Raw genomic sequence first — 12,852 nt, 5'->3', positions numbered from 1 at the left:
CTCAGCAGCCGTTGGCGCGCATCTTCTCGTCGATGAACTTCTTGGCGCGCGGCACGTCCGATTCATCCAGATGCTCGATGATCATCGGGATGTTGGGGTGCTTCTTCGCAAGGCGCTGGAAGTAGAGATCATAGTTCAGCTCTCCCAGACCCGGGGCCGGCAGCTCGATCTCGCCGACACCGCGGAAGGTGTGGCTTTCGGCGGCGCTGTCATCGCCGATATCGGCGTGCTTTTCGGCCTTGTCGTCGCCGGAGCGTTTCACGTCCTTGGCATGGGCAATGCAGATCTTGTCCGACAGGGCATCGAAGACGTGGTTCAGGATGCGATCCATGTCGTCGATATTGTGGGATTCGAAGTAGTTGGTCGGGTCCATCAGCAGGCCAAGGCCCGGGTGGTCGACCTCTGCGAACATGCGCAGGGTTTCCTCGACGCTGCCCACGACGTTGTTGACGTAGGTTTCCAGCAGGAAGACCGAGCCGTGGTCATAGGCGAACTGGGCGAGGTCGGCGATCACGTTGCGGCAGTCTTCCCAGCCCTCTTCGGTCTTGTTCTTGGGATGGTGGACCCAGTCGGATTCGGTATCGAACGTGCCCGTTTCCGAGATCACGTAGGGCGTGCCGAGGTATTGTGCATGCGCGATCAGTTCCTTCAGCCGCGCCAGGCGTTCCTTGCGGGTGCCCGCATCGGGATGCACGATGTTGGTGTAGCCCGAGATCGCACAGATCGGCAGGTTATAGTCGCGGAACGTGTCGCGGATGGTCCGGCACTTGTCAGGCGTCATCTGCCCTTCGCTGACGTCGATATCCTTGAAATGCAGGTCCAGCTGCACGGTGGAAAAGCCGTGACCCTTGATCGTCTCGCAGGTCTTCTTGAGGTCGTACGGGAAATATCCCGAGAAAATTCCGACTGGCATCATGGTGAATGTCCTCCCTTTAGTCTTTTGTCAGGTCGAGCCGGACGGTCCGGCCCTCTTCGATGGATTGGTAGGCGGTCTCGACAAGCGCCATGGTGCGCACGTTGTCGGCCACGTTCAGAACCGGCTCCGTGCCGGTGTCGATGGCGTGCTGGAGCTGCTCCATCACGCCGATGAAGGCATGCGGGAACCACATCGTGTCCCATTCGGGCGTGACCCACTTGCCCCCGGTTTCCTCGGTCGAGTTGTAGGACAGGGTCGACGCCGCACCGGTCGGCCAGCCGATCGTGCCCTTGGCGACACCCTTGGTGCCCTCGACCCGCCAGGTGATGTGCTGATCGTCCTCGTAGCCCTCCTCGCGCGGGCCGGACCAGACGTCCTCGGTGCTGAGCGCCATGAGGCCGGAGGGGAAGCGCATCGTGGTGATGACGATCCCGTCGGAATGGTCGAACTGGGTGCGCGGATCGGTGCGGGTGAGGCTTGTCACCTCCTCCGGGTCACCAAACAGGAACCGCAGCGCATCGAGGTGGTGCACCGACATGTTGGACAGGGTCAGGCGGTCATAGCCTTCCAGGAAGCCCTGCCAATGCGGGATCGCGTGCATGTCGATCTGGGCAAAGACCGGATCGCCCAGGGCACCGCGATCGAGGATCTGCTTGAGCACCTGCATCGATTGGTCGTAGCGCATGTTCTGGTTCACGCTGAGCGGCTTGCCCGCCGCCTTCGCCTCGTCCCTGAGGGCGCGGGCCTCGTCCAGCGACAGGGCCAGCGGTTTCTGGGCCAGCACGGCCTTGACGTGCGGCGCGGCCAGGGCCTTGCGGATCAGCGCGGGCTGCTGGTCGGGCGGATAGGCGATATCCACGATCTCGACCTCCGGGTCGTCGATCAGCGCCTCGGGCGTGTCGTGCACGGTGCCGATGTTCCAGCGATCCGCGACCGATTGCGCGTTGGCCCTGGTGCGCGACGCGATGGCATGGACCGGGAACCCGGCCTCTGCATAGGCGGCCAGATGGCAATCGGCCATGATCATGCCGGCGCCGATGGCCCCGATCCTGTACTTGCGGACCCGGACCTCCGGATCCGGCCTGTAGGCAAAATCTTTCATTGTCTCCTCCCTCTCCCTGTCTTCAATGTGCCGCGATTGCGGCGCCTCCGGCATCGAAAAAATGGGCCCGTCCGGAATCGACGGTCAGGCCCACCTTCTGGCCGGCGGTGAATTTCGGCTGTCCGCGCAGCGTGGCGCGCAGGTCCGTCCCCTCGAAAGTCAGGCCCAGTGTGGTGAAGCCTCCCAGCGGTTCGACCTCCACGATCTCGGCCATATCGCCCTCGCCGACGCGCAGGTTTTCCGGGCGGACCCCGAGGCTTTCGGCCCGGTCGGGCGCGGTCCCGACCTGCATCCTGGGGGCCAGCCCCATCGGCACGACATTCATCGCGGGCGAGCCCAGCATGCCCGCCACGTAGGTGGAATTCGGGCTGCGATAGAGGTCTTCGGGCGTGCCGGTCTGGCGGACCTTGCCGTTCTCGAACACCGCCATGCCATCGGCGACGGACATCGCCTCTTCCTGGTCATGGGTCACGTAGACCAGCGTCTTGCCCATCTCGCGCTGGATGCGGCGCAGTTCGACGCGGGTTTCCTCGCGCAGGCGTGCGTCGAGCGCGCTGATCGGGTCGTCCATCAGGTAGGCCACCGGGTCGCGCACCAGCGCACGGGCGATGGCGACGCGCTGGCGTTCCCCGCCCGACAGCTGCGCCGGCGGTTTGTGCAGGATGTGCCCGATATGAAGTTTCTCGCTGACCTCGGCGACGCGGGCGGCGATCCTGGCCGGGTCCTCGCGCCGTTCCACCAGCGGGAAGCGGACATTGTCCAGCGCCGACATGTGCGGAAACAGCGCGAGGTTCTGGAACACCATGGCCACGTTGCGTTTCGCGGGGCTGACATGGGTGACGGGGCGGCCGTCGATCAGGATCTCGCCCTCGTCCGGCTGTTCCAGCCCGAGGATCAGCTTGAGGATCGTGGACTTGCCCGACAGCGGCGGCCCGAAGAGGCAGAAGAAGGCGTTGTCGCGGATATCGAGCGACACGTCATCCACGGCGACGATATCGCCGAACCGCTTGGTCACGTTGCGGAAGGAAATCGAGGCCATCAGAGCGCCCTTTCGGTTTCAGCGTCGAAGAGGCGGACGTCGTCCGCATCCAGGGCAAAGCGGAAGGGCTGGCCCTGGTCCGGCACGGGCGTTTCGCTGTCCAGCACGGCCTTGGCGGTCATGTCGCCCGCGGCCAGGTGCAGGATGGTGCGCGCGCCGATCCGTTCGACGGTGGTGACGATCATCTGCAACGGTCCATTCGCATCCGGATGGACCTGTTCCGGGCGGAAGCCGAAGAGCACATCGCCCCCCTGCCCCGTGCGGACCGGGCAATGGCCCGCCGCGCCCAGATCGGCCACCAGGCCGGTATCGGCCCCGGTGATCCGCCCCTTCAGCAGGTTCATGCCGGGCGCGCCGATGAACCGGGCGACGAAGGTGTCGGCGGGGTGGTTGTAGACCTCGAGCGGGGTGCCGACCTGCAACAGCTTGCCGTGATCCATCACCGCGATGCGGTCGGCCATGGTCATCGCCTCAAGCTGGTCATGGGTGACGTAGACCATGGTCTGCTTGAACTGGCGTTGCAGCGACTTCAGCTCGGCCCGCATGACGGCGCGGAAGGCCGCATCGACGTTCGACAGCGGTTCGTCCAGCAGGAAGATCGCGGGTTCGACCACGGCCGACCGGCCGATGGCGAGGCGTTGCAGGATGTTCACCGACAGCCCTGCCGCCTTGCGGTCGAGCATCGGGGTCAGCTGCAACAGCTCGGCGATCTCACCGACGCGGCGGTTGGTTTCCGCGCGGCCCACGCCCTGCGATTTCAGCCCGTAGGCCAGGTTGTCGCGCACCGTCATGTGGGTGAAGATCGCGTAGTTCTGGAAGACGAAGCCGACGCCGCGTTTGGCCATGGGCACGCCGTTCATGTTGCGCCCGTCGAACCGGATTTCCCCGTGGCTGGGATCGAGCATCCCGGCGATCATGTTCATCGTGGTCGACTTGCCGCAGCCCGAGGGGCCAAGCAGCGCCACGAATTCCCCGGACCCGATCGTCAGGTCCATCTCGGCCAGGGCGGTGAAGGCACCGAAATCCTTGCCGAGGTTCTGCATCACGATCTCGGTCATTGCTGAGCCCCCCGCAGTTTCTTGATGGCCAGGGCCGAGACGACGGACAGCGTGATCAGGATGGCCAGCGCGATGGCCGCGACATAGCCCCAGATCAGCTCCTGCTGGGTGACCTTGTAGATGTAGATTGAGATGGTTTCGGTGGCGACGCCCGGGCCGCCGCCGGTCATGATGTAGAAGTTGTCGAAGACCTTGAAATTCTCGATCACCCGGATCGCGATGGCGATGATGATGATCGTCTTCATCCGTGGCAGCACGATGGTGAAGAAGCGCCGGGTCCAGGACGCGCCCAGAAGGACGGCGGCCATCTGCTGGTCCTGCGGCACGGACACCATGCCAGCCAGAAGGATCAGGAACATCAGCGGCGTCCATTGCCAGATGTCCGACACGATGGTGGCGAACAGCGCCAGGTCGGGGTCGGACAGCCAGGCGATGGTCACCGGGCGGCCTGCGAAGAAAGACAGGATGTCGTTCACCGGCCCGCCCGACTGGAAGAGCATGAAGAACATGTAGCCGGCCACCGCAGGCACCACCATCATCGGCACCAGGATCGTCGAATAGAGCACCCGCTTGCCGCGGAAATCGTCGACGAAGAGGATCGCCAGCCCGAGGCCGAGGAAGAACTGCACCGGCACGCAGATCGCCATCACGATGCAGGTGCGCCACATGGCGGACCAGAACCGGGGATCATTGGCCAGGTCGACATAGTTCAGCAGGCCGATCCACAGCTCGTAGGCCTGGTACCAGGGGATGCCGTCCAGCGGCGACCAGTCCGTCAGCGAGATGTAGACCTGCATCAGGATCGGGAAGAGCGCGATGAAGAGCACCAGCAGCTGGGCCGGAAGGGTCAGCCAGAAGCCCAGCTTCCGTTCCTCGGCGCCGCCATGCAGGGCGGTCTCGTCACCCGCGTCGTCGGGCAGGGTATCGGTGGTCATGTCGGTCATTCCTTGAGCGCTCCGAATGTCAGGCCGCGGACCAGCTGTTTCTGGATGGCGATGCCCATGATGACGGGTGGCACGGCGGCGATCAGGCCAAGTGCTGCCTTGGCGCCATAGAGCTGCCCGGTCATCGAGGACGACAGCGAGGCCATGTAGACGGGGATGGTGACCCAGTCGCGCGTCGTCAGAAGCAGGGCGATCAGGTAGTCGGACCAGTTCAGGATGAAGACGAAGAGCGCGGACGAGGCGAGCGCAGGCCGCATCATCGGCAGGGTGATCTTGAGGAAGACACGCCAGCGCGAACAGCCTTCGACCAGGGCGGCATCCTCGATCTCTCGTGGCAGGTCATCGAAGAAGGTCTTCATCAGCCAGAAACTGAAGGGCATGGTGACGATGCCGTAGATCAGCGCGAGGCCATACCAGGTGTCGATCAGGCCCAGGAAGGCCCACATGATCATCACGGGGATCATCACCGCCATCGGCGGGAAGATCCGCAGCTGGATCAGCGCCAGCGGCAGGTTGCCCCCGGCCCCGAAGCGCGACAGCCCGTAGGCGGCGGCGGTGCCGGCGGCCATGGCGATCAGCGTGCCGAAGGTGGCTGACAGAAGCGAGGCCAGGATCGGGCGGCCCGCCGTGCGTTCCAGCGCGACGATCAGGTCCGATCCGCTTTCGCCGAAGATGAAGCGGAAATTGTCGAGGGTCGGGTTCTTGGGCCACCAGGTCAGGTCGGCGCCGGAGGCCTGCCATTCCGCGATCGGCTTGAAGGCCATCGAGAACATCCAGATCGTCGGGATGAGCGACAGCGCGAGAAAGCCGAAGATCGCGGCATAGCGAAAGATCTCGAATGAGAGCGAGCGTTGCATGGTCGGTGTCTTTTCGAATAGGTCGCGAGGCCGCCGTCAGGAACGGCCCCGCGAGGGAGGAACCGTCAGCTGGACGCCGGGTCCATGATGGTGGGCCAGGCGGCCTTGTTGGCCTGGATCGCCTCGATCAGCTTGTCTTCGCCGACGCGGCGGGCGATGCGTTTCCATTGCCGTTCGGTGTTGGCCATGGCCTGTTCGGCATCCATGCCCCCGGTCAGCGCCGCCATCAGGTTTTCGTCCAGCGCGTTGTGGAAGGCGGTGGCGCCTGGGTAGTTGATCGTCGGTACGGTGCGCTTCACGCTCTCGCGGACCACATCCATGTGGTAGTCGTGGTAGGTTTCGCGCACCAGCGGATCGGCGAAGTTGGCCAGTTGGAACGGGTCGAAATAGCCGCCCGGGTTGGCCGTCATCCAGCTGTAGATGCGGGACGAGCCCAGCCATTGCAGCAGCAGGTAGGACGCCTCGGGGTGGTCGGATTGCGAGGACACGCAGGCGGTCAGGTTCAGCCACAGCACGGTGCGGGCGGAAATGCCGTCGTCATGCTCGCGGCCCGGCGGCAGGTGGGTGCCGACCTTGCCGGTGACCTTCGACCCTTCGTTGGCGGGGTTGTCGAGGAACTTGGGCAGGTTCGAGAAGGCACAGGTCATCGCCGCACCACCATTGCCGAAATTGCCGTATTGCTCGGGCCAGCCCCAGCTGATCGCGTCGGGGGAATGATGCGACAGGCTGTCGACATATTCCTGCGTCGCCATCCAGCCCGCTTCGGAATTGATCAGCGCGGTGCCGTCATCGGCAAAGAGGAACTGGTTGGGCGACCCCATCGAGACATAGCGCTGATACCAGTTGGTATAGCCCCAGCCCTGGTTGCGCAGGTCGGTCGAGCCGAAGAGCCCCTGGTCGGGCCGGTGGAAGAAGGCCGCGATCTCGTCATGCTGTTTCCAGGTCTTCGGCGGGGCCAGTTCGTAACCGTATTGATCGGCGAAGGCCTTCTGTTCCTCGGGGTTGTTGAACAGGTCGGTGCGGTGGTTCCAGGTCTGGAAATCGCCGTCCAGCGACACCCCGTAGACGGACCCGCGATACTGGTTCAGCAGCGACACGCCCTGTTCGCCGTTCACGTAGCCGCGTTCGGGATCGTCCCATTCCGGCTTGTGGCTGGCGACGAAATCGTCCAGCGCGACGATGCCGCCGGTTTCGGCCAGGTCGCCCAGGCGGTTCCATTCGACGGCGTAGATGTCAAAGCCGCCGCCCTTGGTGGAAACGTCCTGCATCACCTTGGTGAATTCCTGGCCGTTCGGCACGCCGACGATGTCGAGGGTGATGCCGGTCTCCTGCTCCCACAGCTCTTTCACCGAGGGGGCGCCTTCGGGGAAGGGCTGGGTGATCTGGCCGATGGAGCCGTCCGAAAGGCCCAGCACGATCCGGTCGGGGGCCTTGCCGGCCGCCTTGAGCGCCTTGACGGCCTCGATCGCGCGGCCTTCGGGCGTGTCGGGCCCGTATTGATAGCGTTCCGCCCCGGCAAAGCCGGTCGGCCCCCCGATCATGCCCTCGGCCAGGTCACTGGCAGCGCGGGCGCGGTCGGCGCGCAGGATCAGCGGCGATGACAAGGCGACGAGCGCAGTTGTCTGGGCAGCAGCCGACATGAATCGGCGCCGCGAAAAGTGCGGTTGTTGCGTCATTTTTCCCTCCCTGGTCGCGCCCCTCCCGGACGCGATCTCCAATGAGGGAGAGCATCATACGGCCTCAGCATACCGGCAATCTTCAAAAATACTCAAAACCCATCATTTTGCCTGATTTACCCGTCAAATTACGGAAAACAGGTCATATGACGCGGGATAGCTTCGCATTTTGATTGCATCCAATCAGTATAATGATGTGAAATGATGTTATCCCGGAATCAGGAAGGATCACCATGCGCACCACCGTTTCCCAGATCGCCCGCGAGGCCGGGGTTTCTCCGGCCACGGTGGACAGGGTCCTGAACGACCGCGACGGGGTGCGCCCGCGCACCCGCGACATCGTCTTGCAGGTGGCGCGCAAGCTGGGCTATTTCGGCCCGCCCGATGCGGAACCCTCCGGCATGAAGGTGCGGCTGGATTTCGTCCTGCCGGCGGGCAGCAATTCCTTCATGCGGACGCTGAAGAACAACCTCATGCAGGAAAGCCATGCCCGCGAGGACGTGACCGCCACCCTGCACGAGATCGAGGGCTTCGACCCCGAACGCCTGTCCGCCCGGCTGGCCGATCTGCGCGGGCGCACCGATGCGGTCGGACTGGTGGCGCTGGATCACCCGCAGGTGCGCGAGGCGATCAATGCGCTGGCGGCGTCGGGCGTGCGGATCGGCACGCTGGTGTCGGACATCCCGACCGTGGACAAGGTGGGCTATGTGGGCGTCGACAACCGCGCGGCGGGGCGACTGGCGGGGCTGCTGCTGGGGCGGTTCCTGCCGCCGGGCCAGCACCGCATCGCCGTCTTCATCGGCTCGCTCGCCTATCGCGGCCACGAGGAACGCGAGATGGGCGTGCGGTCGATCCTGTCCGAGGAATTCCCCGAGATCCGCATCGCCGGCACCGCCGAGGTCAGCGATGACCGCGACCTGGCCTATGCCGAAACCATGCGGTTCCTGGAACATCACGACATTTCCGGCATCTACAATATCGGGTCGGGCAACCAGGGCATCGCCCGCGCCCTGCGCGAGGCGCACAGGGAACGCGACATCGTCTTCATCGGGCATGACCTGACCGACGCCACCCGGCTGATGCTGCTGGATCGGACCATGGATGCGGTGATCGACCAGAACCCCCGCGTCGAGGCGCGCGAGATCGTGCGCCTTCTGGCGTCCTCGGTGAAGGGCACGGCAGAGCCGGAATACCTGCCGCGCCTCCAGGTCGTGTTCAAGGAGAACATCCCGACCAGCTGAGGCCGGGGCGTTCCCAAGGGACGCCTGGGCATGGCGTGGCCATTCGGCTCAGCAGTCGCGGCAGGTCTTCAGGCCGACGAGGCTATAGAGCGGGCACATGCCCACCACAGATGTCAGGACAAAGATTGCGGCCACGATCAGGGCCAGCCAGTGCAGCACGCCCGCGGCCGCGACGCTCGTGCCGAAGGCGACCCAGACAAGGATCAGCGCCACGACGATGCGCAGGCCGCGATCCAGTTTTCCCATATTCGTTTTCATGCCGGTAATCCTCCGCGGCGACTCAGGTGATGAGCTTTCATCGCATGACCCGCCCACAGGCGACGGTGACTTGGTCACAGACCCCGGAGGTTTGGTGCAACGGAGCTAGGCCGACCGGGCCAGCCGCTCCAGCCCCTCGCGCCCCACCAGGTCGACCTGGCCGCGCGATTGTTCGACCCAGCCGCGGCGGTGGAACTCGGCCAGGGTACGCGAGATCACTTCGCGCGCGGTCCCCAGTTCCGTGGCCAGCACCGCATGGGTCGCGCGGACGATGCCGCCGTCGTCGGCCAGCTCCAGCAAGCGAGCGGCCAGCCGGACATCCAGCTTCTGGAAGACGATATCGTCGATCAGGGCGAAAAGATCGGTGATGCGGCGGGAATAGGCGGTGTAGACGAACTCGCGAAAGACCCTGGACCGGGCCACCAGGTCGTCGAACGTGGCACGCGGAATCAGTGCGGCGGTCACGTCCGTTTCGGCGATGCCATCGGCGGAATAATCTTCGAAGGCCAGCATGCAGGCGGTGGTCAGAATGCAGCTTTCCCCGGCATGCACCCGGTAGAGGAAAACCTCGCGCCCGGTTTCCGAACGCTGCTGGACCCGCACAAGGCCGTCCAGCAGCAGCATCAGGTTGTCCGCCGATTGCCCCGGCGCGAAGATCTGTGTGCCCGCCGGGACCGACACGGTCTGGCTGCCCGCGGTCAGGTCGGCGCGGATGTCCTGCGGCAGCCCGGCCAGGCCCGCGAACCGGTCGATCCAGCTATCGTCTGTCTCCATCCGAACGGTTCCCATTTTGCGCTGCCGTGGCGCCAGATTTGGCCAAACCGGGCCCTGCCGCAACAGCGGGGTGACCGAGTGCGACGATCCTGCCCGGCCCGCATGTCACCCAGACCAGCACGGCCGGGCTATTCCGGTTGGCAGATCTCTCCGGCGAGGGCGGCGCGGGCGGTGCGCAACAACAGCCCGGCAATGGTCAGCACCAGCCCGGCCAGCAAGGCGTAGCCCAGCAGACGATGTGCGTCAGAGCCGGTCAGTGCGGCATATCGGAAACTGGCCGTGGTGATCGCGGCAAAGGGGAAGGACAGCGCCCAGAAAGACAGCGCGAAGGGCAGCCGGGCCAGCGCCGGCACCTGAAGCGCCACCAGCGCGGTGAAGAAATAGCCCAGGTTCAGCAACATCTGCGCCGGGGCGTCCAGCACCCCGCCGTTCAGCGTCAGCCAGGAAAGGAACCCGACCGAGGGCGGCGCGATCAGGATCACCAGCGTCGGGCGCAACCGGCCCGGCAGCGGGTCGTGAAAGATCAGCCGGTTGAAGACCAGCGTCAGCAGCACGATCCAGAACAGCACGCCGACGGAAAAGAAATACCAGCTGGCATCGACATGGCCCAGCGGCACCCCCGACAGCGGCACCACCACGTTTCCGACGGCGGGGATGAACCAGGCGGGCGACAGCTGCCCCGGCCCGAAGGCGCGGTGCGAGATCCAGGTGTTGATGACCGCCAGCGTCAGGATCGCCTGGGCCACCGCGCCCGCCATCCAGACAAGGTTGGCAAGGCCCGGCGCCTCGTCCCGCAGGACGGTGGCCAGCAGAAGGAACGAGATCGAGATCGCGGGGAAGAAGGCCAGTCGCACCGGGTGCCCCCATTCGGCGGCCACCGCGGCGGGATGGCGGATCGCCTTGGCCACATAGATCGTCCCGAGCAGCAGCAGCGACAAGGCCGCCGCCGCCCCGGCCACGCGCCCCGGCGGCACGAAGCCGCCCGCGCGCAGCGCCAGGGCCAGGCCGAACAGGCCCATAGTGATCCCGAAGATGCTGATCGGGTAATGTTGCAGCCGCGCGCCCTGTGGCGCCTCGTCCGTTCCGGCGGTCATGTCTGTATCGTCCCTTGCTGTCCGGTCCCTGCCCCGGCGCGCTGGCACGTTGAGCTGAGCCGGGGCCGCGCGGGCCGGTTATCCTACCGCTGCCCGGCGCGCCGGGTCGGTGACATCGTCACATTGCCCCAGCCGGATGCCGGGCAAAAGGGCAAGACGCGATACGGTCCCGTTCGGGTCGCGGCGGGGTCGATTTTCAGGCAGGCCGGATCGCCGGTGGCCGGGGACGGTCGGGGGCCAGCCCCCGCCCCCAAAGCTGCGCTTTGGCGGCCCCCCCGGAGTATTTTCGGCAAGATGAAGCAGGGGCGCCGGCGCGGATTGCGACGGCGCCCCTTGAAGGCAAATTCGGGTCCCGGTCAGGGACAGGTCGTGTGACCTGCGGCCCTTACGGGCCTTCGAACATCTGGCCGGTGCCGGTCGAGGCGCGCGCTGCGGTCTGCCGTTCGTTCGACGCCTCGAAGGCCTGGCGTTCGGCGCGGGCGATGACGTGGTGGTGCACCTCGTCCGGGCCGTCGGCGAAGCGCAGGGTGCGCTGCTTCATGTACATCTCGGGCAGCGGGGTCCACTGGCTGATCCCCGTCGCGCCATGCACCTGCATCGCGTCGTCGATGATCTTGCAGCATTTTTCCGGCACCATAGCCTTGGCCTTGGAAACCCAGATCCGGGCTTCCTTGTTGCCCAGCACGTCCATCGCCTTGGCCGCCTTGAGCACCAGCAGGCGCATCGCGTCGATCTCGATCCGGGAGCGCGAGATCGTCTCCATGTTCTTGCCGAGGTCGATGATCTTCTTGCCGAAGGCCTCGCGCGTCAGGCCGCGGTGGATCATCAGGTCCAGCGCCTTTTCCGCCGACCCGATGGAGCGCATGCAATGGTGGATGCGGCCCGGCCCGAGGCGGAGCTGGGAGATCTCGAAGCCCTTGCCCTCGGCCCAGAGGATGTTCGCCTCGGGCACGCGGACGTTGTTGAAGCGGATCTGCATGTGGCCATGCGGTGCGTCGTCATGGCCGAAGACGTTCATCGGCCCGACGATTTCCACGCCGGGCGTGTCGATCGGCACGAGGATCTGGCTCTGCTGGCGGAAGGGTTCGGCATCGGGCGAGGTCTTGACCATGGTGATCATGATCTTGCAGCGCGGATCGCCGGCGCCTGAGATGTAGTATTTCTCGCCGTTGATGACCCATTCGCCGTTTTCCAGCACCGCGCGGGTGCCGATGTTCTTGGCGTCCGACGAGGCGACATCGGGTTCGGTCATCGCGAAGGCCGAGCGGATCTTGCCCTCGAGCAGCGGCTTCAGCCATTGCTCCTTCTGTTCGGGGGTGCCGACGCGTTCCAGCACTTCCATGTTGCCGGTATCGGGCGCGGCGCAGTTCATCGATTGCGAGGCCAGCGGGTTCTTGCCCAGCTCGAAGGCGATATAGGCGTAGTCGAGGTTCGACAGGCCTTCGCCGGTTTCCGCATTGGGCAGGAAGAAGTTCCACAGCCCCGCCGCGCGCGCCTTGGTCTTGAGATCCTCGATGATCTCCAGCTGGCCGGGCGCATATTCGAAGCGCGAGGGCTTCTTGGCGTTCAGCGCCTCGTATTCGACGAAGGCCGGGTCGCAATTGTCGCGGATATGCCGGATCACCTTGTCCAGCAGCGGACGCGCCGCATCGGACATGGCCAGGTTGTTCAGCTCACTCTGTGGGTCTTCGCTCATTCTTGTCTCCTTCCTTGGGCCCCTGGGGGCGCCGTCATGCTATGTCTTGTGGACGGGCGCGGGGACGACAGAAGGGACAGCGCAAATACAGGTTTGATATCAAAGACATCCCCCGGCCTCCCCTCCGGTCTGATCCCTGCCGGCGGGCGCGGGATCGCGGCGCCTGACACTTGTCAGCGGCCACTTTGGGGGCAAGG

The 12,852-nt window shown here is 65.2% G+C and carries 12 protein-coding genes; 1 reads left to right on the top strand and 11 read right to left on the bottom strand.

All coding sequences use genetic code 11. From position 1 onward, the window contains the following. Position 1: 1 nt before the first annotated feature. The 7 genes from ATO9_RS03545 to ATO9_RS03515 all read right to left on the bottom strand — a co-directional run bounded on the left by ATO9_RS03545 (position 2) and on the right by ATO9_RS03515 (position 7,592). On the bottom strand, positions 2 to 916 hold the full coding sequence (locus tag ATO9_RS03545) for a sugar phosphate isomerase/epimerase family protein (protein WP_043745049.1): 915 nt from the start codon (positions 914 to 916) through the stop codon (positions 2 to 4). Positions 917 to 932: 16 nt separating this feature from the next. After that, entirely contained in the window at positions 933 to 2,018 is a 1,086-nt protein-coding gene (locus ATO9_RS03540) for a Gfo/Idh/MocA family protein (RefSeq protein ID WP_043745047.1), read from the bottom strand. A gap of 22 nt (positions 2,019 to 2,040) precedes the next feature. Next, positions 2,041 to 3,057 (bottom strand): ABC transporter ATP-binding protein, encoded by a 1,017-nt coding sequence (locus tag ATO9_RS03535; protein WP_043745044.1) that lies wholly within the window; start codon positions 3,055 to 3,057, stop codon positions 2,041 to 2,043. Beyond that, entirely contained in the window at positions 3,057 to 4,115 is a 1,059-nt protein-coding gene (locus ATO9_RS03530) for an ABC transporter ATP-binding protein (protein ID WP_043745042.1), read from the bottom strand. The genes ATO9_RS03535 and ATO9_RS03530 overlap by 1 nt, the downstream gene beginning before the upstream one ends. After that, a complete protein-coding gene (locus ATO9_RS03525; RefSeq protein WP_043745039.1) occupies positions 4,112 to 5,059 on the bottom strand; it encodes a carbohydrate ABC transporter permease in 948 nt (315 codons plus the stop codon). The genes ATO9_RS03530 and ATO9_RS03525 overlap by 4 nt, the downstream gene beginning before the upstream one ends. Beyond that, the gene (locus ATO9_RS03520) at positions 5,056 to 5,916 is read right to left on the bottom strand and encodes a carbohydrate ABC transporter permease (RefSeq protein ID WP_043745036.1); all 861 of its coding nucleotides are present in this window, start codon (positions 5,914 to 5,916) and stop codon (positions 5,056 to 5,058) included. Before ATO9_RS03520 ends, ATO9_RS03525 begins: the two co-directional genes overlap by 4 nt. Before the next feature lie 65 nt (positions 5,917 to 5,981). Beyond that, the gene (locus ATO9_RS03515; protein WP_043745033.1) at positions 5,982 to 7,592 is read right to left on the bottom strand and encodes an extracellular solute-binding protein; all 1,611 of its coding nucleotides are present in this window, start codon (positions 7,590 to 7,592) and stop codon (positions 5,982 to 5,984) included. 233 nt (positions 7,593 to 7,825) lie between these two features. Between ATO9_RS03515 and ATO9_RS03510 the strand changes: the two genes are divergently transcribed. After that, complete coding sequence (locus ATO9_RS03510) at positions 7,826 to 8,833, top strand: LacI family DNA-binding transcriptional regulator (protein WP_043745030.1); 1,008 nt, start codon at positions 7,826 to 7,828, stop codon at positions 8,831 to 8,833. Between the two features lie 48 nt (positions 8,834 to 8,881). Here the strand turns inward: ATO9_RS03510 and ATO9_RS03505 are convergent, their stop codons facing one another. The 4 genes from ATO9_RS03505 to ATO9_RS03490 form a co-directional block, all read right to left on the bottom strand. Beyond that, complete coding sequence (locus tag ATO9_RS03505; protein WP_043745028.1) at positions 8,882 to 9,091, bottom strand: YgaP family membrane protein; 210 nt, start codon at positions 9,089 to 9,091, stop codon at positions 8,882 to 8,884. Positions 9,092 to 9,196: 105 nt separating this feature from the next. Beyond that, positions 9,197 to 9,865 (bottom strand): Crp/Fnr family transcriptional regulator, encoded by a 669-nt coding sequence (locus tag ATO9_RS03500; RefSeq protein ID WP_043745025.1) that lies wholly within the window; start codon positions 9,863 to 9,865, stop codon positions 9,197 to 9,199. 128 nt (positions 9,866 to 9,993) lie between these two features. Next, the gene (locus ATO9_RS03495) at positions 9,994 to 10,959 is read right to left on the bottom strand and encodes an SLAC1 anion channel family protein (RefSeq protein ID WP_043745022.1); all 966 of its coding nucleotides are present in this window, start codon (positions 10,957 to 10,959) and stop codon (positions 9,994 to 9,996) included. Positions 10,960 to 11,344: 385 nt separating this feature from the next. Continuing rightward, on the bottom strand, positions 11,345 to 12,655 hold the full coding sequence (locus ATO9_RS03490; protein ID WP_043745020.1) for an acyl-CoA dehydrogenase family protein: 1,311 nt from the start codon (positions 12,653 to 12,655) through the stop codon (positions 11,345 to 11,347). Positions 12,656 to 12,852: the final 197 nt, after the last annotated feature.

It is taken from the genome of Pseudooceanicola atlanticus, from assembly GCF_000768315.1.
Lineage (GTDB): Bacteria > Pseudomonadota > Alphaproteobacteria > Rhodobacterales > Rhodobacteraceae > Pseudooceanicola > Pseudooceanicola atlanticus.
The sequence above is the reverse complement of the archived record's forward strand: the minus strand, read 5'-3'. Positions and strand labels throughout refer to the sequence as shown.

Bases quoted from the DNA above. Each gene is read 5' to 3' on its own strand.
- ATO9_RS03545 (WP_043745049.1), bottom strand. From the start codon at position 916: ATGATGCCAGTCGGAATTTTCTCGGGATATTTCCCGTACGACCTCAAG.
- ATO9_RS03540 (WP_043745047.1), bottom strand. From the start codon at position 2,018: ATGAAAGATTTTGCCTACAGGCCGGATCCGGAGGTCCGGGTCCGCAAG.
- ATO9_RS03535 (WP_043745044.1), bottom strand. From the start codon at position 3,057: ATGGCCTCGATTTCCTTCCGCAACGTGACCAAGCGGTTCGGCGATATC.
- ATO9_RS03530 (WP_043745042.1), bottom strand. From the start codon at position 4,115: ATGACCGAGATCGTGATGCAGAACCTCGGCAAGGATTTCGGTGCCTTC.
- ATO9_RS03525 (WP_043745039.1), bottom strand. From the start codon at position 5,059: ATGACCGACATGACCACCGATACCCTGCCCGACGACGCGGGTGACGAG.
- ATO9_RS03520 (WP_043745036.1), bottom strand. From the start codon at position 5,916: ATGCAACGCTCGCTCTCATTCGAGATCTTTCGCTATGCCGCGATCTTC.
- ATO9_RS03515 (WP_043745033.1), bottom strand. From the start codon at position 7,592: ATGACGCAACAACCGCACTTTTCGCGGCGCCGATTCATGTCGGCTGCT.
- ATO9_RS03510 (WP_043745030.1), top strand. From the start codon at position 7,826: ATGCGCACCACCGTTTCCCAGATCGCCCGCGAGGCCGGGGTTTCTCCG.
- ATO9_RS03505 (WP_043745028.1), bottom strand. From the start codon at position 9,091: ATGAAAACGAATATGGGAAAACTGGATCGCGGCCTGCGCATCGTCGTG.
- ATO9_RS03500 (WP_043745025.1), bottom strand. From the start codon at position 9,865: ATGGAGACAGACGATAGCTGGATCGACCGGTTCGCGGGCCTGGCCGGG.
- ATO9_RS03495 (WP_043745022.1), bottom strand. From the start codon at position 10,959: ATGACCGCCGGAACGGACGAGGCGCCACAGGGCGCGCGGCTGCAACAT.
- ATO9_RS03490 (WP_043745020.1), bottom strand. From the start codon at position 12,655: ATGAGCGAAGACCCACAGAGTGAGCTGAACAACCTGGCCATGTCCGAT.